Below are 23,918 nucleotides of genomic sequence, written 5' to 3' on the forward strand. Positions count from 1 at the left end.
TGTATCCTTAGTCCAGCAGGGCAATTCTAAAAGCGGCATAAAGCCCTAATAGCTTCACGCACAGCGCGATTATTTCGAATATCTTTTGCAGGTCGGCATTACAGAACACATCGAACACCAGACTTCCACCACCTACGCCGCCAATCTCCGGCACATCGATACTGAACTGGGGACACGTACCCGCGCCCATATCGACTTTGAAGAAGTCACCGATGGACGAGAACAGCGGCAACTGATTCATGGCTGTAACATGATGTTGCATCACGGTGCCGTAGTTACGTTGCCCCCAGTCGTTGGGATTGGGGTTAACCGAGTTCGGGTCGGTCTTGATGTTTGTATCGCCCGGGGGGAGGGGCTCTTGGCCTTCTCCCTCTTCACCCTTCTCAATGGCGTCTTTGATGGCATCCAACTTGGTGCCGAGCTGGGCGTTACCATCCTTGATGGCGTTGGCCGTCTGTATCTGGCCCATGCTGGCCCCTGCGCTGCCCTGTGAACTGGCGAGCTGTGACTCATAAATCTGTTTCTGGATATCCTTGCCGACCTCTTGAATGACCTTACCCATGGCGGCGTTCTGCTCGGAGGTCGCCTTGATCTCTTTGTTGCTGGTCTCGGCTATCTTGTTGACGACATCGTTAAGCGTGGCCGTGCCCGTTGCGCCTGAGGTGGTGTTACCAAGGGCATCGCTAACAGCGCCGTCGAGGTTGTTCTGGGCGTCATTGGTTGAATCTGATGAGCCTGGGGGCGTGACTGGGGTATCTACACCCGCAGATGATGAATCCTCTGCATCACCGTTGGTCTGTATGGGACAGTTCTCGCCTGTGAACTGAATGACCCCCGACCAGACATTGGGGTTTGAGCCAAGGTTGATGGCACCGCCTACCGACTTAACAGAGCATTGCCCATAACAGGTAATTTTGACTGAGCCAAAATTGCTTGTGAAATAACTGACGGGCTCGTCTGGTGTGCCATAGGTATTACCCGCGATGCCTTCACATATCGGACGGCAGAATTCTTTGCCTGTTATTGCGTTGGTGTCTTTGACAGAGCCCAGCAAACACTGAAGTGGTTTCTTTTCACAGACAGTTGCGCCGTTTACAACTTTAGGCCCCATAGTGAATTTTGGTTGCCCTGGGGGCGGGCATGAATACGAGGTGAAAGCACCAGTCTTGGTCAAAGCGCCCCAATAATAACAGCCGCCATCCTTATCGCAGGCAGTCCACTTAATTTGTGATGATGTATCCGATTGAATTGCGCCAATGGTATACGGGGCTCCAGCAGGGCTATATAGATTCGCCAGAGCGTAAACAATATACGCCTTGCACTCTTCGATGGTTTTTCCATTGGTGTAATGACCAGAGGATATACTACAAACCCCACGATAATCCGTAGTCTTGTGAGCCGGAACAGATTCAGCCGCGTGGGCATAATTGCCAATGGCCAGCGTAAGCATTCCCAGCGCAATAGAGCCGAACACGATATAGAGGGCCCACTTGAACAGGCGGAGAATGAGCTTAAAGAAATTCAGCGGGTTGATGCAGTACATCAATGCCTTGAGGGTCTTCTTGGTTATCCAGCGCCAGTTAATGGCGCGAATTGTTTCCCGATATGATCGCATATGCCAGCACCAACCCTGTGATGAACATTATGGGAGCCCAAATCATGGCGTCCTCTCCAATGAAAAAGGGGCAGCGATGGCCGCCCCTTGTGGTTGCAACATGGTGTTACTTACTGCCAGCCAGGCTCTGGATTTTACGCCAGCCCCAGATGGCCGCCGCCAAACCAGCCTTGGACAGACCAACAGCGGCCACGAACCCGAGCAGGGCAGCAACAGCGGCCAGCACCACAGTTTGAACACCGGATACATCAAAACCACCTTCACCAGCAGCATTGGCAACGCCAGCGGCCAGCAGCATGGAGGCGATGATGGTCATTTTCGGGGCATTACGGATCATGTTTTTCATGTGATATTCCTTCATCTCATACCAGTAATTGAGGCCAGTCTGTCCCATGCCCATGAGGCGTAGTAAACAGAGATAACCCCTGTGAAAGAGGCGGCCATGATGGCCCCCAAAGTCCCATAGCCCACGGTTGCAGGGTCGAGCCAAGCAGCCATGGATGCTATGTCATGTTGCTCGACCAGATACGCGCCTTGGCACTGGTCAAGCGCCACATTGGCGACTTGCAAGAAGCCGTCAGCCGTTACCTGGACGCAGCGCATTAGTTACCCTTCTTCTCAGGTGAGGGGAGGGCGAACAGGCGGAAGCCGTTGAAGGTCTTGTGCAAGCCGCCGTTGCCCGCGTAGCTGTTGTCCACGTATTCGAGTTGCAGGTTGACCTTGCGGCCGACCATGTTGGCCAGCTCAACGTGATAGTTGGCTTTGACCTGTTCCTCGCTCAGGCTGAACTCGATGACAGCGGTGGGCTTGGTGGTCATGAATTTCACAGTACCGATTTGCACATCGATGTCGTTGCGCTTACGGGTACTCAGCACGATGTCGTCGGCATCGAGGATGGTTCCTACAATTTCCATATTCGTTATCTCCGGTTGTTTGGTTTGGTAAAGACAGGACAGTTAATGACACGGGTCCAAGCCGCCGCCGGGCGGCTCGCACCCCAGAGGGGGCCCCGCGAGGCGCTCGTCGTCGGAAAACAGGAGCCATGCGCGGGACTGGTAATCACAAATGGCCATCTGGCGGAGGGCCTCATACTCTTCGTATTCCATGTAGGCGTAAGCCTTCTCGTCGCGCATAACCTCGAACTGGTCGCGAACGCCTTCCATGGTCTTCCGGCAGGCCGCTTCCCATTTCTCCTTGGAGGTCACAAGCCATTCTTTGGCGCGGGTGAGCATGAAAATGTTCGCGTACATCAACCCCATGGCGCGGGCAGGCGCATCGTCGCCGTACTGGGTCTTGCTGCGCGGGGTATGGAGGGCAACGCCGTCCTCGTCACAGAGCAGCTTCATGGTCTCAGGGATGCCGTAGTGAACGCGCACGGTCTGGTCGTTGCGACGAACTTGAACGCCGCCCATGGCGCAACAGAACGCGGCCCAGTCTCCCGCGTCAGCGGCTTTGCGGACGTTTTCGAGCGCGAAGTGCTGCTCTTTGGTGAGTTGTTGGAACATAGGGTCTTCCATATCGAGTTCGTCGCGGATGGTGCGGAACTCGCGCCATGCAGTGACTGAGGGACCGCCAATCTGTTGGAACTGGCGGATACGGTTATCGGATTTCCACGCGTCAACGCGGGCGGCAGTGTCAACGGCCTTGGCTCGTTTTCCGGCTTCGTGGTCGAGGCCAACAGCGAAGCCGTCGATATTCTTAGCCACGTACTTGGAGCAGTAGCCCACGGCGGAACCCTTGCGCGGGTCGATGAAGACCACTTTGAAGCGATGCTGCTTGGCGCCTGGCTCATTACCGGAGTCAGCCAGCATCTGGGCGCGGCAGATAGCGATGTACTGTTTGGCCTGCTGGGTTGTCATGAACAGGACAGCGTGCCAGTGGGGCGTACCATCGTGGTGAGGTTCGGCGAACCGGAAGCCGTACGGCTTGATTTCAGCCTCTCCGGCGCGTTTGCGAATGTTGTTCCAGCAGTTGGTCAGCCATGCTTGGGCGTCACGCACGGACGGGCGGCCCGCCTCGATCCATTTCTGGTTCTGCTGGCCATTGCGGTGAACCGAGTGGAAACGGCTGGGACACGTAAAGGTGAGGAAGATTGCAACATGACGTTGCTCTTTGGCGCACTGCTCGAAGCCGGACAAGCGGGTCATCAGCTCGGCCCGACGGTTCTTGGGGTTGCTGACGCTGGCGTCTACGGCGTCTTTCATGCTTACCGCGTCGAATACATCCTTCGCATTGTGCGCCACAAGCGCAGACAAGGTTTCATCATTGCGAGCACGACGGAAAGCCCGGCGAGCAACTGAAAGATCCGTTGTATAGGCTGCCATTCTTGCGCTGACCAAGGCATACCCTCTGGAAACGTCATAGAGGCGCTTAGCAGCAACAGAACGAATGCGGCGACGTACCCAATCCATAGCAGACCAGCGATTGAGGGTAGGATAAGGATCTCGCTCTTGGTCAGGTGTGGGCTTAGCCACAGGTGAAAGGCCATACTCATGAGCCAATCCAATAGTAAGGCGCAGGGCAATGAAATCAGCCCGAGTAGCAGCCAGGCGGCCCACGTACTCGGCAAATCGGGTTGCAAAGATATCAACAGATTCGTCATCAGCAGAAAAACGAAACTCGCCAAGTTCGCCCCTAACAGAAAGAGCGCTATCGAGTTGACGTATGGACTCATTAGCAGCTTGGACACCCAGTAACGCATTACGCGATTGATAGACATGTGTGAACCACCCAGTGCAAGCAGGGTGACGCAGGATTACGCGCTCCCGCAGTTTGGCATCTTCGGCACCACCAATCGGCAGGGCCGCGAATTTGTCCGCTTGAGCCTCGGGGCTGAACGGGGTAGGGGAGGAACGCAGCACCGGAGCAGGTTCCTCGACTTGCGGTTTCCACCACTTGTTTGCAACATCAAGTTGCACATCATTCTCTTGTGCCCACTGTTCGCGCAGCATGGCCATGTAGGCCGGAGAGCTGCGAAGGGCCATCAGATAATCTTCACCCTTGAGGCCAGCGAGGGAAGGGGAGCGACTACGCTTGGCGGCAACCGCAGAACGGGAGCCGTCAAGGCTGCGCTGGGCGGCGTAGGAGGTGAATGTCATGGAAGAGCCAAGAGTGCCGTTGCGGGAGGTGATCATTTGCTGGCACCAACGAGATCAGCAAAGCGGGACTGGCCATCTGGATAAACCATGTACAGGCTTGAAGCGCGACCGATAAGGGCCTCAAAATGAGCCAGTGAATCAGCCTCATTCGTAAAGCACTTGTTGTACGGCTTGCCGTCTTCTTTCCAAACGACAATGTACTCATAGGCAGGTTTCCAAGCGGCATTGACGCCGATAACCCCATTTATCGGCGATGGCTCGGGCAGTTCGTCTACCCACTCGGGGTCGAGCTGGATATCACCGTCGAGGATCAAAAGGTCAGAGCAAGCCTGACAGCCTGCGCCGTTACACTGTTGGCACACGTGGTAAACCGGTACTTGTTGCTGTAGGGTCTGCGCTTCCATGGCACTCGCTCACTAAGTGGTAAGTTCGAGTGATTTATATGTGAGACGCTAACTTATTACAACGTATGGAATGTGAGCAGAATTGCTGTGGTAAGATTTGTTTGACAAACACATGAGGATGGAAAAATGGACTCTAAAACGCTGATGGAGGCCTACATGAGGGCCAAAAACTACACCAGTTACGCGCAAGTGTGCCAAGACCTCGGTTTTAGCAGTGCATACATCGCAGGTATAAACAAAGGAAGAGCGCAATTCACTGATGAGACTGCAAAAATTCTTGCGGTTGGCGCGGGGCTGGATCCCTTGGAAGTAATAATTTCCCTGAACGCTGTCAGAGCCAAGACCCCAGAGATGCGGGCTACTTGGTATGACATCCTAAAAAAGTATTGCGCAAGCACGGGGGCCGCTCTGGCCGTGGCTTGCGTGATGATGGGAAGTCTTGATTCAGAGCCTTCTGTGACTGCGCATAATGTATATTATGTTAAATCTCGTATCTTGTTTCCTGTCACCACTAATTGAACTGTGTATAATGGCAACAATTGATCCTATCTTCGACCGGATGTCTTAAGTGGCTGAATTAACATCAGAACAATTAAAACCCGCTTTTGCGATTGAACAGTTCCCCAAGCTTAGCGAGCTTGAACCTATCCCCTTTGCTGCGCTGCAACCCAGAGCCATTTCCGGCATCAAACGTCTTGCCAGTTTTGATGGTGACTGTCCGGTCATGCTGCTCAACGGGTTTCCCGGTGCAGATTACGAAGGCGTTTGCCAAACGTTGATTGCCGACTCCAATGGCAAGGACGGTGACCTGTTTGATCTCTGCTACACCGAGAATCTGAACAACCCCTACAAGCCTATCTGGCTGCGCCTGCAACCGGGCACCGGCGTCGAGTTTTGCGAAATGGTTGGCGAGCTGCTCAAGCTGTTGAGCCACCATCTCGATGCCGAACGCATCGTGACCCGCATCATGCGCAAGCAGAACAATGATCCGAAAATCGATGATTTCCTCTCCGATTTGGCAGCTCACGTGGCATTGGGTCTGGAGTTCCAGCACCCCATTCTGATCAACCTGCTGATCCACCACGAAGCGCAGGAAGCGCCGGTGATTTATGGCCGTGATCTCAACTGGGATACCTTGTTTGGCTCCATCAACTACCAGACCGAACAAGGCTCTGTCTATGCCAATCAGCACCTTTTGGAGCCTGGCTTGCTGCGCGAAGCCAACGGCGGTTACCTCATTTTGCAACTGGATGAGCTGCTGGATCAGCCGCATCTCTGGTTCAAACTGAAAAATGCCATGCAAAAAGGCGAGCTGGACTGGAACGCCTATCAGGAAGGGAAAACCCTGACTCCCTTCTTCGCACCCGAAGCGACCCCCATCAAGCTCAAGTTGATCCTGGTGGGTGACCGACTCGACGTGGCCGAGTTCCAGATGCTGGATCGGGATATGTCCGAACGCATCTTCCTGCGCGCGGATCTGGTCTCCGAAGTGAATATTGAAGAGGATCTGCAGGAATTTCTGCAGTACCTGGCCTGGCTGCGCCAGCGCTGGAGCCTGCTGGACTTCACGCCAGCCGCCCTCGCCGCCCTTTGTCGTCATGCCAGCCGCCTCTGTGACCATCAGGAGTGGCTGTCGCTCTCCGAAGTGCAACTCTCCGCCATCATGCGGATGGCTGACAGTCTGGCTCGGGAGCTGGGAGCAGAGGTGGTCACCGACGAGCATATCCGTGGCGCACTGGAGGAGCAGGATTACCGCCTCAACTATCTGGTTGAGCAGTCAGATCAGGGGGTTATCGACGGTCAGATCCTGCTGCAAACCGATGGCGAAGAGATTGGCCAGATCAACGGCCTGTCGGTCATTCAGGTCTCTGGTCACCCTTATGACTTCGGTGAGCCGGTGCGCCTCACCGCGACCGTACACCTGGGTGATGGCGATGTGGCGGATATCGAGCGCAAAGCGGAGCTGGCCGGTCATATCCACGCCAAGGCGATGATGATTATCCACGGCTATCTCTCCAACAAATTTGGTGCAGAGAACCCCTCCCCCCTGTCGGCGAATCTGGTGTTCGAGCAGTCTTACCACGAAATTGATGGCGACAGTGCCTCACTGACCGGCTTGTGTGCCCTGCTCTCTGCCCTCGCCCGCCAGCCTATCTATCAGCACTTCGCCGTGACCGGTGCGGTCGATCAGTTTGGCAATGTGCAGGCCGTGGGTGGCGTCAACGAGAAGATTGAAGGCTTCTTCCGGGTGTGCAAAATCCACGGCATCACCGGCAAGCAAGGGATTATTTTACCGGGCACCAACATCCAGCAGCTGAACCTCTCTGACGAGGTGATTGCAGCGGTTGAAGCGGGCCAGTTCCACATCCACCCGGTGGATCATGTGGAAGAGGCCATCGAGTTGCTGACTGGCTGTGTCGCCGGTGAGCCTGATATGCCCGATACCCTGTTTGGCCGTATTCAGGAGCGGTTGGACGAGTTGAACGGCTCCACTGCCAAAGTCGGACTGCTGCAATCCCTGCTGGGGCGCCTGTTTGGCCGCTGATGAAGTGATCGGAGTTGTTTAGCGAACAACTGTAAGCTAAATTGGCCCGGCTTTGACCCATTTGAAGGAAATACCGCGTGACCGTAGACAATACCACCATGGAAGCCCGCCTTTCCCTGTGCGAACAGGGCAAGAACTCTTTTACCCGTGAAGAGCTGCTGGCTTGCAGCCGTGGCGAACTGTTTGGTGAGGGTAACAGTCAGCTGCCTGCCCCCAACATGTTGATGATGGACCGCATCGTCAAGATCAATGACAACGGCGGCGAACACGGCAAGGGCGAGATCCTGGCTGAGCTCGACATTACTCCGGATCTCTGGTTCTTCGATTGCCACTTCCCAGGTGATCCTGTGATGCCTGGCTGTCTCGGTCTGGACGCCATGTGGCAGCTGGTTGGCTTCTTCCTTGGCTGGAAAGGTGGCCCCGGCAAGGGTCGTGCTCTGGGCGTAGGTGAAGTGAAATTCACCGGCCAGATCCTGCCGACCGCCAAGAAAGTGACCTACAAGATCACCTTCAAGCGCGTCATCAACCGCAAGCTGGTGATGGGAATTGCTGATGGTGTGGTCGAAGTTGACGGCCGTCCGATCTACAGCGCCACCGACCTGAAAGTGGGCCTGTTCAAAGATACCACCGCATTCTGATCTCTCTGATTGGTGGTAAAACAGCACTAACGCAAAGGGGCCACAACGGCCCCTTTCCTTTTGTAATGAGTGATGAAGTACCTGCTACTTCATGAAGAGGCCTGAGCCCCGCCCTTCCATGGCGTCACGCCAACCACCAAGCCAATGCCCTCGGGCATCCAGGCATTGATACGGACACGCTTCTTTCTGTTTGCCGACCACGCCAGCCTGATAACCACGAGCACGAGCTCTTTCCAGACGGTCCCGCTTCTGTCTCTTCATCATCTACGACCCTCTTCGTGGAACAAAAAAAGCGACCAATTCTGCATCGGTCGCTTTCATCTTTACTCCTGCGAGCGCACTGGGTCAAACAAAAACTTCCACCCTAACCGGGCTATGTGACACAAGGCACTGAACTGGATTAAGTTTTAATTACAGGGAACTTACTCCTGATTTTTGAGTCCTTCCAGCTCTTCCCAGCGAGCAAATGCCTGTTCCAGCGCGGCTTCAGCGGCATTGAGCGCATCCAGTTTCGGCTGGGTTTTATCTGCCGGCAGCGAGAAGAACCCTGGCTGGTTGATCTCGCTTTGCAGCGCATCCAGCTCGGCTTCCAGCTGCTCAAGACGAGCAGGCAACCCTTCCAGTTCAAGCTGCAGCTTGTAGGAGAGCTTCTTGCTTTTCTTCGGCGCTTCTGGCACGGCGGCAACGACCGGCTCGGGCGCCTTGACCGGTGCACTCTTGGCCTGTTGTTGAGCGTTCTGCTGTTCGCGGGTCGCCATCATGTCGGCGTAACCACCCACGTAATCGCTTATGCGGCCATCCCCTTCAAACAGCCAGCAGCCGGTCACTGTGTTGTCGATGAAGCGACGATCGTGACTGACCAGCAGCAGGGTGCCGGGGTAGTCGGAAAGCAGCTCTTCCAGCAGCTCCAGGGTTTCCACATCCAGATCGTTGGTCGGTTCATCGAGGATCAGCAGGTTGCTCGGCTTGAGGAACAGCTTGGCCAGCAGCAGCCGGTTCTTCTCGCCACCGGAGAGCGCCTTGACCGGCGTACGGGCCCGCTTGGGCTCGAACAGGAAGTCCTGCAGGTAACCAAGAATGTGACGGGAGCGGCCGCGCACCATCACCTCCTGCTTGCCCTCCCCGACGTTGTCCACCACGGTCTGCTCGGGATCGAGCTGCTCGCGGTACTGATCGAAGTAGGCCACCTCCAGATTGGTGCCCCCCTTGACGGTGCCACGGGTTGGCTCAAGCTGACCCAGCAACAGCTTGATCAGGGTCGATTTGCCGCAGCCATTGGGGCCGACCAGCGCAATTTTGTCGCCGCGCAGCACTTGCAGATCGAGCCCCTTGAACAGGGTGCGATCGCCAAAGTCCAGCCCCAGCCCTTCAGTCTCGAACACCAGCTTGCCGGAGCGATTGACCTCGTCCAGTTGCAGCTTGGCCTTGCCCTGCAGCTCGCGGCGCTGGCTGCGCTCCATGCGCATTGCCTCAAGGGCGCGCACCCGACCTTCGTTACGGGTACGGCGAGCCTTGATACCCTGACGCACCCACACCTCTTCCTGGGCCAGTTTGCGGTCGAACTCGGCATTTTTCAGCTCTTCGACCCGCAGCCACTCCTCTTTCCCCTGCAGATACTCGTCGTAGTTACCCGGCCAGGAGGTGATGGCGCCGCGATCGAGATCGATGATCCGGGTCGCCAGCTTGTGGATGAACTCCCGATCGTGAGAGATAAAGACGATGGCGCCGCGAAAATCCTTGAGGAAATCTTCCAGCCAGTTGATGGCTTCGATGTCCAGGTGGTTGGTCGGCTCATCGAGCAGCAACAAGTCGGGATCGCAAGCCAGCGCACGGGCCAGCGCCACTTTTCGCAGCCAGCCGCCGGAGAGGCTGTCGAGGGTCACATCGGGAGCCAGCCCCAGCAGGGTCAACACCTGACTGATGCGGGTCTCGAACTGCCAACCGTTCTGATAGTCGAGCTGCTCTTGCAACTCGCTCATCTTGCGAATGTTGGCGTCTGACGGATCGCTCGCCAGCTCCATGGAGATATGGTGATACTGTTTGAGCAGTTCCCCCACCCCTGCCAGCCCTTCGGCGGCATAGTCAAACACCGTCAGCTCGCTGGAAGCAGGCGGATCCTGCTCAAGGCGGGTCACTTTCAAATCTTGTTGCAGCACCAGACGCCCGTCGTCCAGCGGCAATTCGCTGGCAATGACCTTCATCAGGGTGGACTTGCCCGCCCCGTTGCGGCCAACCAGACAGAGGCGCTCGCCCCGCTCGATGGTCAATTCGGCATTGTCGAGCAGCGGGAAATCACTGAACGACAGACATGCGCCGTGCAATGTTAAAAGAGCCATGTGTGTTCCTTATTTCATATGAAAAAAACGGGCAGCAGACTGGGTCTGCCCCCGTTTTATCGTCAAATCACTCTCACCCCTGACAGGCGGCCCAGCTTTTTAGCTCGGCCAGTGTGAAGGGCCAACCGAGCTCGCGGCCTGCTTCGTCACGCAGCACCGGAATGCGCACCCGATAGGCGGCAAGCCACTGCTCATCATCCATGATGTCGCACTGGCGGGTGGCGGTGGCAAGACCAGCCTCCTCCACCAGCGCCCAGGCCTGCTCGCACAGGTGGCAACCGTCGGTATGAAACAGGGTCAGCATCACGCCTCGCCTTGCTCAGGCGCATGGGTGATGATCCAGCAGTTGTGGATGTGCTGGTTACGTTCGAAATCCTTCGGTCGCGTCTTCTGGGTGATGTTCTGGGCCTTGAGACCAGTGGCCTCGAGACCGGCCAGATCCATCTTGAAGTGACGCTTGTTGTTGGAGAAGACCAGAGTGCCGTCTGCCGCCAGCAGACGCTTCAGATGCTGCATCAGCAACAGGTGATCGCGCTGTACGTCGAAGCTCTCGTCCATCCGCTTGGAGTTGGAGAAGGTGGGCGGATCGATGAAGATGAGGTCGTACTGCTCATCGGCTTCAGACAACCACTTCAGGCAATCTGCCTGCACAAACTTGTGCTGACGGCCCACCAGCGAGTTGAGACGCATGTTGTCCTGCGCCCAGTTCAGGTAGGTGTGGGACATGTCCACCGTGGTGGTCTCGCTGGCACCGCCAAGACCCGCGTGCACGGTGGCACTGCCGGTGTAGGCAAACAGGTTCAGGAAGCGCTTGCCCTTGGCCATCTGGCCCAGCATACGGCGAGTCTGACGGTGGTCGAGGAACAGGCCGGTATCCAGATAGTCATAGAGGTTGACCCACAGACGGGCGCCGTACTCCTGCACTTCCATCCGGTGCTGCTCTTCGGAGAGCTTCTGATATTGCTGTTTGCCCTCCTGACGCTCACGCACCTTCAGGATCACCTTCTCGCCATCCATGCCGGTCACCTTGATGGCGGCCTGAACCATGTCAAGCAGACGCTGACGGGTCTTCTGGGCGGGGATGTCCTTGGGCGCGGCATACTCCTGCACCACCAGATAGTCCTGATAGCGGTCGATGGCGGCGTTGTATTCCGGCAAGTCGGCATCGTAGATGCGATAGCAATCGATGCCCTCTTTGTTGGCCCATTTCTCGAGGGTTTTCAGATTCTTGCGCAGACGGTTTGCAAAGTCCTGTGCCACCTCTTTTTGGGAAGCCACGGAGTCCAGTGCGATCTGGTAGTTACGCAGCTGACACTCGAGGGCGCCGTTGAACAGGCGATATTGCTTGTCGGCGCGCAGGCGCAGACAGCTGAGCAGCTCGGGCGATGCGGAAAGAATGGAGACTTTCCAACCCTGGAAGCTGCGACGCAGGGCATCGCCGAGGGCCTGATGCACTTCCAGCAGCGCCGGAAATTCGCCAAGACGCTCGCCATAAGGCGGGTTGGAGATCAGCATACCGACCTGGCGGGCCTCCCCTTGACCTTCTTCCCCTTCAACAGGGGCAGGCATCGGCAGCGGGTTTTCCAGCTTGGTGACGTCGGCCTGCTTGAAGGTGATGAGGTGGGCCACACCGGCCGCTTTGGCGTTATCACGGGCTTTGAGCAGCACGCGCTGGTCGGCATCACAACCAAACAGTTTTACTTCGCAACGCTGCATGCCGCGTTTGGCACGCACTTGTGCTTCCATCATCAAGCTCTGCCATAGCTCGCTATCGTGCTGCAGCCAGCGATCGAAACCGAAGCGCTCGCGGCGCAGCGCCGGTGCCATGTCGGCGGCGATAAAGGCCGCTTCAATCAGCAAGGTACCTGAACCGCACATGGGGTCCATCATGGGCTCACCGGCCCAGCCGCTACGGGCAATCATGGCGCAGGCCAGGTTCTCTTTGAGGGGCGCCTCACCGGTGCCCTGACGATAGAAACGCTGGTGCAGCGCCGGGCCTGACAAGTCCAGCGTGATATTGGCCTTGCCTTTGCCCAGGTGCGCCATGATGCGGATATCCGGCGACTTTTTGTCCACGTCCGGACGCACGTGACCGCGCTTGGTGAAGCGGTCAACGATGGCATCCTTGATCTTCAGCGCGCCATATTGGGTATTGCGAATGGCAGGGTTGGTACCGGTAAAGTCCACCGCGATGGTAGAGGTACCGGAGAAGTGCTCTTCCCAGGGGATTGTGTGGGCGCCCAGATAGAGATCCAGATCGTCGTTCATCTGGAATTCGGAGAGCACCAGCACGATGCGGGAGGCAAAACGGCTCCACAGGCAGGCCTTGTAGCCAATCGCCAGTTCGCCTTTGAAGTGGACGCCAGCCACGGTCTCACGGACCTGCTCTGCGCCAAGATTGGTCAGCTCATCGGCCAACAGGTTTTCCAGCCCCTTGGGGCAGGTTGCAAAAAATTCTTTCATCACGCTCACGGGGAACCCATAAAAATAGTGCCGCATTATACCTCATCAGGCGGACTGGAGCATGCAAAAGTCGGCGCAAACAGCAGGATGGAAACAGATTGATAGGGGGCGATAAAGGTAAAAGACCCCATGATCACCTGATGGCGGGATCATGGGGCCAGACCTCATTTAGCGGATCACTTCATACGAGCCTTGAAACGGGGATTGCTTTTGCAAATCACGAACAATTTTCCCCGACGACGCACCAACTGACAATCGGGATGACGCGCCCGTGCGGATTTGAGTGAACAGACAACCTGCATTCAGGACTCCTTCTTACTTGAAAATGCGCCAAAGCGCTTGTTGAAACGGGCCACACTCCCCTCACTCGATACCTGCTTCTGCTTGCCGGTATAGAACGAGTGCGACTGGCTGGAAACATCGAGCGACACATAGGGATACTCCTTCCCGTCTTGCCACGTATAGCGGCGATCGCTCTTGATGGTTGAACCGACCAGGAAAAAGGCATCTGCTGCCGTGTCATGGAACAGCACCAAACGATAATCAGGATGAATATGAGGCTTCATAGCAACTACATTTTGTTATGTTATAACAAAATGTAGTTGAGAATAGCTCTCGTTTCAAGCATAAAATGTCGTATGTAGAAAATCGCTGCTGTGAGTGATGTGTTGATACTGGGGTGAAGGCACTACACAAGCAGAACGAAACAAGAGGGAGACACCATGCTTGCAGCACGGAAGACCAAGATACTGCGTGGGTCAGAACACAAGGTGCAAGCGGATGTAAAAAGCCTCAGGAGAGGCTGGATCACAACCATGAAGATCAATCAGAATGGACAAGATGTTCGCGGATCAATGAAGTATCAGAAACGAGGCGCGATTGAGATGACAACAGTAAAAACAAGCAGCAGTGTAATCACAGAGATAAAAAGATTGATGAAAATATATCAACTGACCTGACGATATTGCTCGGTCACGGTAATACGCGGTTTCATCCGGTTATTCATCACTTTGATCACCCCGAAACGCGGCAAGTTTTTACTGGTGGTCAATACCAGATCGGCAGTGAGGTTCAAACAGACGCTAGCCTGATCCCCTGCCTCAATGACCATAAATTCGCCGTTGCCATGGGGTGTATTCATCAGGACAAGATCACCGTTTTGCGGGATCACTTGCGGATGCTGTTCACTAAAAAACCAGCTTTGCGGCATCAAAGGTTTATAAAAGCGACTGACCGCGATGGCATTAAGCACCAACTGAACCTGATGCGGAATACTCCACTCAAGTTCGGCTGCTTTATCCATCAACTGATAATAGAGGGCGGCATCATCGACACAAAAAGGTTGGGTCGCAAACGAGCTGGGCACCAATTGCCGCCCTTTATACTCGGTCGCAAATAACATGTTATCAGACAGGTCCAACATCAGACGGTCACTCTGGGCATCATAGTGCCATTGCCAGCTATCGGTCGGTTGGATAAACATGTTGGAGCCCTTACTTGATAATTACCAGTTGACTTTATTCCATATGCAGAAAATCAGCAACGTCAAATAAAGGGCTCCGCCATCTATTTCTTAAATATTGGTCACAATCTCTTTGACCAACCCCGGCCCTTTATAAATAAAGCCGCTATAAATTTGTACCAGACTGGCACCGGCGGCCAATTTTTCACGGGCGGCCATGGCACTATCAATACCACCTACACCGATAATTGGCAGAACACCATTGAGCGCCTTGGCCAGATGACGGATCACCTCGGTACTCTTGTGCTGCAGCGGACGACCACTCAGGCCACCCGCTTCACCGGCGTGGGGCATGTCATAAATCATCTCGCGCTCGAGGGTGGTATTGGTGGCGATAACCCCATCAATACCATTCCGTACCAGCGAAGCGGCCACCTGATCTATTTCTTCAAGGCTTAAATCCGGGGCAATTTTAACCGCCAGCGGCACATACTTTTTATATTGGGCGGCCAGCTCTTGCTGACGCACCTTGAGGGCGGCCAGCAATTCATCCAGCGCCTCGCCATATTGCAGTGAACGCAAACCCGGGGTGTTGGGGGAAGAGATATTGACGGCAATATAACCGGCATGATCATAAACCTTGTCCATGCAGATCAGGTAATCATCTTTTCCCTGTTCGATGGGAGTGTCTTTGTTCTTGCCGATATTAATGCCGATGACCCCCTGATATTTGGCCTCTTTTACCTTGGCCACCAGATGATCAACCCCCTTGTTGTTGAACCCCATCCGGTTGATGATCCCCTCTGCCGGAATAACCCGGAACAGACGGGGCTTGTCATTGCCGCTTTGGGGTCTGGGGGTGACGGTACCGACTTCGATAAAACCAAATCCCATGGCGCCCAGCGCGTCAATGCACTCACCATCTTTATCCAGACCGGCCGCCAATCCCACCGGATTGGCAAAAGAAAGCCCCATGACAGTGACGGGGCGTTTCGGCAAATTCTGGCGGAAGAAACAATCGAGTGGCGTACCGAGAAGGCGGGGCAAATATTTCATGGAGAGATCGTGAGCCTGTTCCGGATTGAGTTTGAACAGGAAATGCCTGGCGATGGGGTACAACATCTTTGCTCCTTAAAGAAAGCCCCGGCAACTGGCCGGGGCTTTAGGTGTAATGTCGGTGTCATGCCTTAATCTGGCAATTAAAGTGCCCGACAATTCAACTGGAGCAGGTTCAACTCTCGCAAGGCCACCGAGAACTTGGCGAACTCGTGGGTACTGGTGGTCTTGAAGTCGGCCAACATGTGGGTCCAACGGGACAAGAGTTGCTCATGCTCCGAAATCCAGTCGGCCAGTATGGTAGCGCATTCTCCCTGATCTTTGCACCCTTCCAGTACCACAGAAGTGAGACTGCGTTGCTGCCAGTCAAGATCTTCGCGGAAGGAGGCACGCGCCATCGCCTGCCAGTGGTTGCCGACCGGCTGATGGTTAATCTGGTCGAGGAACCAGTGCAGATCCAGTTTGGCTCCGAGGCGATAGTAAACATTGGCGGCGCGCAGGATATCGGTCTTGTGCTCCGCGGCAATCTGCGCCAGATCCAGGCTGGAGAAGAGGCTGCTCATATGGGCGACCTGACGGGCAATGGCCTCCGGCACCTGTTTCTCCATCCACTTGGCAACAGCCTGACGATGCTCGGCCACTTCGCTCTCATCCATCACCTCGTAGAGGTGCTTCCCTAAGGTCTCGAACGCCGGACGGAAGAAGGCGATGTTCTCGCTGATACTCCAGCTGCGATTACGGGCACGCAGGAACCAGCGGGTGGCTCGGCGCACAATGCGGCGGCTGTAGAACATCAGCTCGAGCTGAGTCTGGGCATCAACCAGGTTGTCGCACCCTTCGATATCACGCCACAGCTGGTTCATACCAAACACTTCGCGGGCCATGGCAAAGCAGCAGGCCACTTCGGCGACCGAGGCACCGGTCTCGTCCTTCATCCGGCTGGCGAAGTTGAGCCCCATGTCATTGACCAACATGTTGGCCACACGGGTAGCGATGATCTCGCCGCGTAGCGGGTGATCGGCCAGCTGGGCACCAAACTGCTGCTGCACCTTGGTCGGGAAGCTGGTGACCAGCATGTTGGCGAGGAAGGGCTCGTCGGTCACTTCCGGGCAGTTCAGCTGCTCTTTCAGCACCATCTTGCCGTAAGCCACCAGCACCGCCAGTTCGGGGCGGGTCAGTCCCTGCCCTGCCGCCATCCGCTCGGAAAGCTCCTCATCGGATGGCAGGAACTCCAACGCACGATCGAGCTTGCCTTCCCGCTCCAGTCCCTGAATAAAGCGCTGCTGCTCTTTCAGTTGTTCAGAGCCGCGGAAGCTGGTGACCGAGATAGACTGGGACTGGCGATAGGCGTTGGTGATCACGATCTGCGCCACATCGTCGGTCATCTCATACAGCATCTGGTTGCGCTGCTTGAGTGTCAGATCCCCTGCCGCCACCAATTGGTTGAGCAGGATCTTGATGTTCACCTCGTTGTCGGAGCAATCCACCCCGCCCACGTTGTCGGTAAAATCGGTATTGATGCGACCGCCCTGACTGGCGTACTCCACCCGACCGAGCTGGGTGAAGCCAAGGTTCCCCCCCTCGCCCACGATGCGGGCCCGCAAATCGCGACCATTGACCCGCAGTGCGTCGTTGCTGCGATCGCCCACTTCCCCATCGCTCTCGCGAGCGCTCTTCACATAGGTGCCGATACCGCCGTTCCACAGCAGGTCGACATTGAGGCAAAGCAGCGCCTTGATCAGCTCGTTCGGCGCCATGCTGGCCTTGTCGGTGCCGAGCAGTGTCTGCATCTCGGGGCTCAGCTTGATGGACTTGGCCGAGCGCAGGAAGATGCCGCCCCCTTGTGATATCAGCTCGCGGTTGTAGTCATCCCAGCTGGAACCCGGTAGATCGAACAGCCGCTGGCGCTCGACAAAGCTCTTGGCCGCATCCGGGGTCGGGTCAACGAAGATGTGCATGTGGTTGAACGCGCCCACCAGCCGGGTGTGCTCGGAGAGCAGCATGCCGTTGCCGAACACGTCGCCGGCCATGTCCCCAATCCCCACGCAAGTGAAGTCGGTGGTCTGGCAGTTGACGCCAATTTCACGAAAATGCCGTTTGACCGACTCCCAGGCACCGCGGGCGGTGATGCCCATCTTCTTGTGGTCGTAACCGACCGAGCCGCCGGAGGCGAACGCATCGCCGAGCCAGTGGCCGTACTCGAGGCTTATTTCGTTGGCGATGTCGGAGAAGGTCGCCGTGCCCTTGTCGGCGGCGACCACCAGGTAGTAGTCATCCTCGTCGTGACGCACCACGGATGTCGGCGGGATCACCTCGCCGCCGATGATGTTGTCAGTCACATCGAGCAGGCCGCGAATAAACAGGCGATAACAGGCCTTTCCCTCCTCCTGAATGACGGCGCGGGTTGCCCCCATCGGCATCTGTTTGCAGTAGAAACCGCCCTTGGCCCCCACCGGCACGATGACGGTGTTCTTCACCTGCTGGGCTTTCACCAGACCCAGCACTTCTGTACGGAAGTCCTCCTTGCGATCGGACCAGCGCAGACCGCCACGAGCCACTTTACCCCAGCGCAGATGTACCCCTTCCACTCGCGGCGAATAGACAAAAATCTCGAACTTGGGCAGCGGTAGCGGCATATCGGTGATGCTGGACGGCGCCAGTTTGAAGGAGATATAGGGCTTGATGTTGCCCGCCTTGTCCAGCTGGTAGTAGTTGGTGCGCAGGGTGGCATCGATCATCTCCACATAGCGGCGAATGATGCGATCGTCGTCCAGATTAGCCACCTGATCCAGCTTGGTGGCAAGCTCCTCGTGCAACTTGGCTTCTGCTTTGGCATCCTGCTTGCCGGCCGGGTCGAGGCGCTGCTCGAACAGGGTAAACAGCAGCTGGGCGATATCAGGGTAACGGGTCAGGGTCTCTTCGATATAGGACTGGCTGAAGGAGACGCCGGTCTGGCGCATGTATTTGGCATAGGCGCGCAGCACCGACACCTGACGGCCGGTAAGTCCCGCCCCCAATACCAGCCGGTTGAAGCCGTCATCTTCCAGCTGCTTGTTCCAGATGGCAGCAAACGCCTGCTGGAAGCGCTGCTGGCTCTGGGCCAGATCAAAGGGCTGCTCGCCATGCAGCAGCATGGAGAAGTCGAGGATCCAGAACAGATCGCCACCCGGAGTGCGAACCTGATACGGGGTCTCGCCGATCACCCGCAGCCCCATGTTCTCCAGCATCGGCAGCACATCGGAGAGGTGAATGGGCTCGGTGCGGTGGAACAGCTTGAGCCGAACCCGACGGTCGTTCTCTTCCTCCTGGGCGCGGTAGAACAGCATACCCAGCGGCTCGGCTTCGCTCAGGTTATCGAGCGCCATGATGTCGGCCACGGCAGAGCCAGGCAGCACATCTTCCTTGTAAGCACGGGGGAAGGCGGTACTGAAACGGCGGCGCAGCTCGTTGCCACGGGCCTCGCCATAGTGGGAAAGCAGCACGGAGTCGAGTCTGTCGTCCCAGCTGCGGGCCGCTTCAATCAGGTTGTTCTGTACTTCGTTCACATCCACGTCCACGTTGTTGTTGTTGACCCGCACTATGTAGTGGGTCCGCGCCAGCACGCCTTCGGTGAAGTAAACGTTAAACTCCACCTCTTCATTGCTGCCAAAATACTTCTGCAAAATTTGCTGGGTCTTGATCCGCAGCGCCGTGTTGTAGCGCTCCTTGGTGACATAGACCATGCAGGAGAAGAAGCGACCATAGACATCGCGGCGCACGAACAGTCGCAGCATGTCCCGCTCCTGCATCTCCAGCACCCCAAGACCGGTGGCCAACAGCTCCTCTTCGCGGGCCTGGATCAGCTCGTCACGGGGATAGGTTTCCAGCACGTTCAGCAGCGCCTTGTAGGCGTGGGAGCCCTTCTCATGACCGGAGGCGGCCATGATGCGCTCGAGACGATGGCTGATGAGCGGGATCTGGGTCGCGCTGGTGTTGTAGATGGAAGAGGCGTAGAGGCCGATGAAGCGATCTTCCCCGATCACCTTGCCATGCTCGTCAAAGCGCTTGATGCCGATGTAATCCACATAAGCCGGACGGTGCACCCGGGACTTGCTGTTGGATTTGGTGAGGATCAGCAGGTCAGAACTCAGAGCGGCGTGACGGGCGCTGGCTGGCATGTTGCCAAGGCGCTGGCCCACCTCCTTGATTGAGTTCTTCATCAGCCCCAGGCTGGAGTTGGCCTGCGGCAGGATCTCGTGATCCCCCTCCACCGCTTTGACGTCGTAGCGGCGATACCCCATCAGGGTGAAGTTGTGGGCTGCCACCCATTTGAGGAAGGCAACGCAGGAGGCCACCTCCTCCTTGCTGACCGGGTGCTTGCGCTTGGGCAGTTCGTCGATGATCTCATTGAGCTTGGCCAGCATGGGCTGCCAGTCGCCCACTGCCAGCGCCACTTCACCGGCCACCGAGTTGAGCTCGGTAGCCAGCGCGGCCATCTGCTCCTCGCTGGTGAGGTGATCGATCTCGATAAGGAAGGCCGTTTCAACCGAGGTCTGCCCGTCGGTGTTGTCGAGCGCCAGAATGGCGTCAATCTTGCCATCCGCACCACGAATGAGGTGCAGCGGTTGGTGCAGCATCATGTGGGCAGTGATATTGAGTCGCTTGAGCGCCATCCGGATGGAGTCCACCAGGAAGGGCGAGTCCTGCAGGATCACCTCGACGATGGTATGGGGCGATTGCCAGCCGTGACGGGTTAGCTCGGGATTGTAGACCCGGATGTAGGGATCGGTACCGCTGCGCTGATTGAGGGCATTCCAAAGGCTCAGGGCCGCGCCGTAGAGATCGCTGTCATTGCGATCGTGCAGGTCGGAGCTCGCCATGTTGCCGTAGAACTTGGCAACGAAGCGCTCGACCAGAGAGGCGCTGTTTTTGGGCAACTTCTGATGGATCAGGCTGAGAACGTTTTCGAGCAGAACTGAGGTAGGGGCGTCTTTCAATGCCATTTTTATATTCCTTATCGGACGACATTAACCACCGACGCAGAGGCAACCACCCTGGTTACCCGCTGGTGCAGAGTTGTTGCGAAGTGTAATGGCTTGGATAAGGGAAGGCGAGGAAAGGTGCTAACGAGATGTTAAAAACAAGGTGCAGATCACGGCTTAAACTGTGAGAAATTTTGCAAATAACCAAAAATACAGAAATTCCCACTACCTTTGTACCAGTTTACCGGATAGATAGTGACGCAAAGCAGATAAACAGTCGGTAATCTGTTCGATTTTTGTTAATTTATGCGTTCGAGACTGATAAAGCGGTAATCGTCCTGGGTTTTGAGCCGAAAATAGCCATGCACACCATTGATGGCGACAAAGGGCCGTATTTTTTCTATGCCAAGTTCCAGGGTCAATCCCTGTTCGCTGCGCACCACCAGCCGTCTGGCATGGCCCTGATACATCAGCATCACCTCATCGCTATTCAATGAGAGCCGAAAAGTAAACTGCTTCACGCTTGCTCCTGATCACACGACAAATCACACGATAGGGGCAGGCGCATTAACGCCCCTGCCCCGTCGACACTTACTGCTGCAGCGCCTTGCTTACCTTCTCGAACAGATCCCGTGCCAGCCCCTCAAGGTTGGCAAGGCGGGTCAACTCGGCGCGGATCAGCGCCTTGCGCGCCTCATCCAGTCGCTTGAACTGGATAAGCGGAGTGATGAGGCGGGAGGCCACCTGCGGATTGACCTCGTTGAGCTCGATCAGCAGATCGGTCAGGAAACGGTAACCGCTGCCATCCACCGCATGGAACTGCATCTGATTGCTCATGGCGAAGCTGCCGATCAGCGCCCGCAGCCGGTTCGGATTGCGAATGCTGAAAGTGGGGTGACTCATTGCCTGTTTCACTTCGCTCAGTACATCGGCAGCCGGCTTGCTGCCAATCAGCCGCAGCCAGTTGTCCAGCACCAGTCCATCTTTGGCCCACTTGCCTTCAAAATCGGCCAGCAGCGCAGCGCGGCATGGCAACAGATAGCCGTTGGCCACCTGCAGTGCCGCCAGGGTGTCGGTCATGTTGTCGGCAGTTGCATACTGCTCGCGCAACAGCGCATCAGCATGCTCCGTATCCAGCGCAGCCAGATAGCCGAGCACCACCCCTTTGAGGGCCCGTTTGGCCATGTCGGCATGCACCACCTGATAACCATTCAGACGCAGACTCTGATAGGTTGCCGCCAAACGCGCGCCAAAGGCCTCGGCAAGACGGGTGTGGATCGCGTCGCGCACCTGATGGATGGCATCAATATCGGCCACCTCGAACAGCTCGGCCAGGGTCGCTTCACCGGGCAGCGCCAGGATCTCCGCCTTGAGGGCCAAATCGAGATCGCTGTCGTCCAGAATGGCGACGAAGGCGGCCAGCAGGGTTTGGGAGAGCTCAACCCCCTGCCCATGCTGGACCCGTGCCACCCCATCGATGACTGCTTTGTTGATCAGCATCTGGGCCGCATCCCAGCGGGCAAACTCGTTGCGGGCAAAGCGCATCAGGAAGGCGAGCGCTTCGTCGCTGTAGTCATAGTGCAGCTTGACCGGCGCGGAGAAGTCCCGCAGCAGGGAGGGAACCGGTTTGACCGGCACCCGATCGAACTCGAAGGTCTGCTCCGCTTCCAGCACGTCGAGCACGTTGCCGATGGCCTTTCCCTGATACTGCAGCGCAATGACGGCACCCTGCTCGTCATAAAGCTCGATGTCGAGAGGGATATGCAGCGGCAGCTTTTGCGGTTGATCCTGAGTCGGCGGGGTATGCTGGCTCACATGAAGGCGATAGATACCGCTGGCGGCATCATACTCGTCGGTCACGGTCAGCTCGGGTGTGCCGGACTGACTGTACCAGCGGCGGAAACGACCGAGATCGACACCGGAAGCATCCTCCATCGCCTGCACGAAATCATCGCAAGTAGCGGCCGAGCCGTCGTGACGCTCGAAGTAGAGACGCATACCAGCCTGGAAGGCATCTTCCCCCAGCAGGGTGTGCATCATGCGGATCACTTCCGACCCCTTCTCATAGACGGTCAGGGTGTAGAAGTTGTTCATCTCGATCACCACATCCGGGCGGATCGGGTGCGCCATGGGGCCGGCATCTTCGGCAAACTGCGGGCCGCGCACGGTACGCACGTTGTTGATGCGGTTGACGCCACGGGAGCCCAGATCGGAGGAGAACTCCTGATCCCGGAACACTGTCAGCCCCTCTTTCAGGCTGAGCTGGAACCAGTCTCGACAGGTGACGCGGTTGCCGGTCCAGTTGTGGAAATACTCATGACCGATCACCCGCTCGATACCGTGGTAGTCGCTGTCGGTAGCGGTGGCCGGATTGGCCAGCACGAACTTGGAGTTGAAGATGTTGAGCCCCTTGTTCTCCATGGCGCCCATATTGAAGAAGTCCACCGCAACGATCATGTAGATGTCGAGATCATACTCGAGGCCAAAACGCTGTTCGTCCCAGCGCATGGAGTTGATGAGACTCTCCATGGCAAAACCGGCGCGATCGAGGTTGCCCTTGTCGACGAAGATCTCGAGGGCCACCTTGCGGCCGCTCTCGGTGGTGTAGTGGCTGCGCTCTACATCGAAATCACCGGCCACCAGCGCAAACAGGTAGCTCGGTTTGGGGAAAGGATCCTGCCACTGCACGAAGTGACGGCCGCCATCCAAATCACCGCTGTCAACCTTGTTGCCATTGGAGAGCAAGAAGGGGAACTGGGCTTTGTCGGCAGTAATGCGGGTGCTGTATCGCGCCAGAATGTCGGGGCGGTCCAGATAATAGGTGATGCGGCGAAAGCCCTCCGCTTCACACTGGGTGCAGTAGGCATCGCCAGACTTGTAAAGCCCTTCCAGCGCGGTGTTGGCAGCCGGATCCAGCAGGGTGACGATGGTCAGTACACATTCGGCCGGCAGGTTGAACAGGGTCAGACTGCTCTCGCCTTGCTCGTAGTGGTCACAGGGAATGCCATCAATAGCAACGCTTTTGAGGGTCAGCTGCTCACCATCGAGGACGAGCGGCGCATTGTGCTCGCCGTTGCGACGAATGCGGGTGATGGCGGTGACCTGGGTCAGCGGCTCCTGCAGTTGGAAATCGAGGTCGATGGTGTCGATCCAGTAGAGCGGCGCCTGATAATCCTGGCGAAATTTGGCCGTCATGGCCTGGGAGTGATCGGTCATTATTGTCTGCTTCCACGCTTGTTAAAGGCGAGAAAGAGGCTGTCACAACCAACTGGCGGGGTCAAACAATTTGCATTACGTCAGATACGCCAGACAAAAAGAAAGGGCGACCGCAGTCGCCCTT

20 protein-coding genes are annotated in these 23,918 nt (G+C 56.6%); 4 read left to right on the forward strand and 16 right to left on the reverse strand.

Translation table 11 applies throughout. From position 1 onward, the window contains the following. Positions 1-7 precede the first annotated feature (7 nt). From BN1139_RS17030 to BN1139_RS17055, 5 genes are all read right to left on the reverse strand, one after another. Positions 8-1,615, reverse strand: coding sequence for a hypothetical protein (locus tag BN1139_RS17030; protein ID WP_041980767.1), 1,608 nt, complete (start codon positions 1,613-1,615; stop codon positions 8-10). 106 nt (positions 1,616-1,721) lie between these two features. After that, positions 1,722-1,961: a hypothetical protein gene (locus BN1139_RS17035; RefSeq protein WP_041980768.1), complete on the reverse strand. Its 240-nt coding sequence runs from the start codon at positions 1,959-1,961 to the stop codon at positions 1,722-1,724. A gap of 256 nt (positions 1,962-2,217) precedes the next feature. Next, positions 2,218-2,529: a hypothetical protein gene (locus BN1139_RS17045; RefSeq protein ID WP_033138657.1), complete on the reverse strand. Its 312-nt coding sequence runs from the start codon at positions 2,527-2,529 to the stop codon at positions 2,218-2,220. Between the two features lie 42 nt (positions 2,530-2,571). After that, the gene (locus BN1139_RS21120) at positions 2,572-4,749 is read right to left on the reverse strand and encodes a replication endonuclease (RefSeq protein WP_080767409.1); all 2,178 of its coding nucleotides are present in this window, start codon (positions 4,747-4,749) and stop codon (positions 2,572-2,574) included. Further along, on the reverse strand, positions 4,746-5,117 hold the full coding sequence (locus BN1139_RS17055) for a hypothetical protein (RefSeq protein ID WP_041980770.1): 372 nt from the start codon (positions 5,115-5,117) through the stop codon (positions 4,746-4,748). The genes BN1139_RS21120 and BN1139_RS17055 overlap by 4 nt, the downstream gene beginning before the upstream one ends. Before the next feature lie 126 nt (positions 5,118-5,243). On the opposite strand from BN1139_RS17055, the gene BN1139_RS17060 reads away from it, so the two are divergent. The 3 genes from BN1139_RS17060 to fabA all read left to right on the forward strand — a co-directional run bounded on the left by BN1139_RS17060 (position 5,244) and on the right by fabA (position 8,300). Next, complete coding sequence (locus BN1139_RS17060) at positions 5,244-5,636, forward strand: DUF3693 domain-containing protein (RefSeq protein WP_041980771.1); 393 nt, start codon at positions 5,244-5,246, stop codon at positions 5,634-5,636. 49 nt (positions 5,637-5,685) lie between these two features. Next, positions 5,686-7,662 (forward strand): Lon protease family protein, encoded by a 1,977-nt coding sequence (locus tag BN1139_RS17065; protein ID WP_005351909.1) that lies wholly within the window; start codon positions 5,686-5,688, stop codon positions 7,660-7,662. A 77-nt stretch (positions 7,663-7,739) separates the two neighbouring features. Beyond that, positions 7,740-8,300, forward strand: coding sequence for a 3-hydroxyacyl-[acyl-carrier-protein] dehydratase FabA (gene fabA, locus BN1139_RS17070; RefSeq protein ID WP_005336586.1), 561 nt, complete (start codon positions 7,740-7,742; stop codon positions 8,298-8,300). 84 nt (positions 8,301-8,384) lie between these two features. Here fabA and rmf read toward each other — a convergent pair whose 3' ends face one another. The 6 genes from rmf to BN1139_RS17090 form a co-directional block, all read right to left on the reverse strand. Beyond that, on the reverse strand, positions 8,385-8,564 hold the full coding sequence (rmf, locus tag BN1139_RS21125) for a ribosome modulation factor (protein WP_005315693.1): 180 nt from the start codon (positions 8,562-8,564) through the stop codon (positions 8,385-8,387). Positions 8,565-8,722: 158 nt separating this feature from the next. Further along, positions 8,723-10,636 (reverse strand): ATP-binding cassette ATPase Uup, encoded by a 1,914-nt coding sequence (gene uup, locus BN1139_RS17075; RefSeq protein ID WP_005351910.1) that lies wholly within the window; start codon positions 10,634-10,636, stop codon positions 8,723-8,725. 73 nt (positions 10,637-10,709) lie between these two features. After that, positions 10,710-10,940: a glutaredoxin family protein gene (locus BN1139_RS17080; RefSeq protein WP_005351911.1), complete on the reverse strand. Its 231-nt coding sequence runs from the start codon at positions 10,938-10,940 to the stop codon at positions 10,710-10,712. Further along, the gene (rlmKL, locus tag BN1139_RS17085; RefSeq protein WP_005351914.1) at positions 10,940-13,135 is read right to left on the reverse strand and encodes a bifunctional 23S rRNA (guanine(2069)-N(7))-methyltransferase RlmK/23S rRNA (guanine(2445)-N(2))-methyltransferase RlmL; all 2,196 of its coding nucleotides are present in this window, start codon (positions 13,133-13,135) and stop codon (positions 10,940-10,942) included. Before rlmKL ends, BN1139_RS17080 begins: the two co-directional genes overlap by 1 nt. A gap of 140 nt (positions 13,136-13,275) precedes the next feature. Then, positions 13,276-13,401 (reverse strand): type B 50S ribosomal protein L36, encoded by a 126-nt coding sequence (ykgO, locus tag BN1139_RS21130; RefSeq protein WP_005336596.1) that lies wholly within the window; start codon positions 13,399-13,401, stop codon positions 13,276-13,278. Further along, positions 13,402-13,665, reverse strand: coding sequence for a type B 50S ribosomal protein L31 (locus tag BN1139_RS17090; protein WP_005336598.1), 264 nt, complete (start codon positions 13,663-13,665; stop codon positions 13,402-13,404). 156 nt (positions 13,666-13,821) lie between these two features. On the opposite strand from BN1139_RS17090, the gene BN1139_RS17095 reads away from it, so the two are divergent. Continuing rightward, the gene (locus BN1139_RS17095; protein WP_041202701.1) at positions 13,822-14,058 is read left to right on the forward strand and encodes a hypothetical protein; all 237 of its coding nucleotides are present in this window, start codon (positions 13,822-13,824) and stop codon (positions 14,056-14,058) included. On the opposite strand, the gene BN1139_RS17100 is transcribed toward BN1139_RS17095, so the two are convergent. From BN1139_RS17100 to pepN, 5 genes are all read right to left on the reverse strand, one after another. Next, positions 14,046-14,582: a cell division protein ZapC gene (locus BN1139_RS17100; protein WP_005351916.1), complete on the reverse strand. Its 537-nt coding sequence runs from the start codon at positions 14,580-14,582 to the stop codon at positions 14,046-14,048. The genes BN1139_RS17095 and BN1139_RS17100 overlap by 13 nt on opposite strands. 90 nt (positions 14,583-14,672) lie before the next feature. Next, positions 14,673-15,683: a quinone-dependent dihydroorotate dehydrogenase gene (pyrD, locus tag BN1139_RS17105; RefSeq protein WP_005351917.1), complete on the reverse strand. Its 1,011-nt coding sequence runs from the start codon at positions 15,681-15,683 to the stop codon at positions 14,673-14,675. A gap of 77 nt (positions 15,684-15,760) precedes the next feature. Beyond that, a complete protein-coding gene (locus BN1139_RS17110) occupies positions 15,761-20,599 on the reverse strand; it encodes an NAD-glutamate dehydrogenase (protein ID WP_005351918.1) in 4,839 nt (1,612 codons plus the stop codon). A 278-nt stretch (positions 20,600-20,877) separates the two neighbouring features. After that, positions 20,878-21,099 carry a DUF2835 family protein gene (locus BN1139_RS17115; protein WP_005351919.1) on the reverse strand — a complete coding sequence of 74 codons (222 nt, stop codon included), beginning with the start codon at positions 21,097-21,099 and terminating at the stop codon, positions 20,878-20,880. Positions 21,100-21,169: 70 nt separating this feature from the next. Further along, on the reverse strand, positions 21,170-23,794 hold the full coding sequence (gene pepN / locus BN1139_RS17120; RefSeq protein ID WP_005351920.1) for an aminopeptidase N: 2,625 nt from the start codon (positions 23,792-23,794) through the stop codon (positions 21,170-21,172). Positions 23,795-23,918: the final 124 nt, after the last annotated feature.

The organism is Aeromonas veronii bv. veronii, assembly GCF_000820225.1.
GTDB lineage: Bacteria > Pseudomonadota > Gammaproteobacteria > Enterobacterales > Aeromonadaceae > Aeromonas > Aeromonas veronii.

Coding starts and splice junctions, on each gene's coding strand:
- BN1139_RS17030 (WP_041980767.1), bottom strand. CDS start 1,615: ATGCGATCATATCGGGAAACAATTCGCGCCATTAACTGGCGCTGGATA.
- BN1139_RS17035 (WP_041980768.1), bottom strand. CDS start 1,961: ATGAAAAACATGATCCGTAATGCCCCGAAAATGACCATCATCGCCTCC.
- BN1139_RS17045 (WP_033138657.1), bottom strand. CDS start 2,529: ATGGAAATTGTAGGAACCATCCTCGATGCCGACGACATCGTGCTGAGT.
- BN1139_RS21120 (WP_080767409.1), bottom strand. CDS start 4,749: ATGATCACCTCCCGCAACGGCACTCTTGGCTCTTCCATGACATTCACC.
- BN1139_RS17055 (WP_041980770.1), bottom strand. CDS start 5,117: ATGGAAGCGCAGACCCTACAGCAACAAGTACCGGTTTACCACGTGTGC.
- BN1139_RS17060 (WP_041980771.1), top strand. CDS start 5,244: ATGGACTCTAAAACGCTGATGGAGGCCTACATGAGGGCCAAAAACTAC.
- rmf (WP_005315693.1), bottom strand. CDS start 8,564: ATGATGAAGAGACAGAAGCGGGACCGTCTGGAAAGAGCTCGTGCTCGT.
- uup (WP_005351910.1), bottom strand. CDS start 10,636: ATGGCTCTTTTAACATTGCACGGCGCATGTCTGTCGTTCAGTGATTTC.
- BN1139_RS17080 (WP_005351911.1), bottom strand. CDS start 10,940: ATGCTGACCCTGTTTCATACCGACGGTTGCCACCTGTGCGAGCAGGCC.
- rlmKL (WP_005351914.1), bottom strand. CDS start 13,135: ATGCGGCACTATTTTTATGGGTTCCCCGTGAGCGTGATGAAAGAATTT.
- ykgO (WP_005336596.1), bottom strand. CDS start 13,401: ATGCAGGTTGTCTGTTCACTCAAATCCGCACGGGCGCGTCATCCCGAT.
- BN1139_RS17090 (WP_005336598.1), bottom strand. CDS start 13,665: ATGAAGCCTCATATTCATCCTGATTATCGTTTGGTGCTGTTCCATGAC.
- BN1139_RS17095 (WP_041202701.1), top strand. CDS start 13,822: ATGCTTGCAGCACGGAAGACCAAGATACTGCGTGGGTCAGAACACAAG.
- BN1139_RS17100 (WP_005351916.1), bottom strand. CDS start 14,582: ATGTTTATCCAACCGACCGATAGCTGGCAATGGCACTATGATGCCCAG.
- pyrD (WP_005351917.1), bottom strand. CDS start 15,683: ATGTTGTACCCCATCGCCAGGCATTTCCTGTTCAAACTCAATCCGGAA.
- BN1139_RS17110 (WP_005351918.1), bottom strand. CDS start 20,599: ATGGCATTGAAAGACGCCCCTACCTCAGTTCTGCTCGAAAACGTTCTC.
- pepN (WP_005351920.1), bottom strand. CDS start 23,794: ATGACCGATCACTCCCAGGCCATGACGGCCAAATTTCGCCAGGATTAT.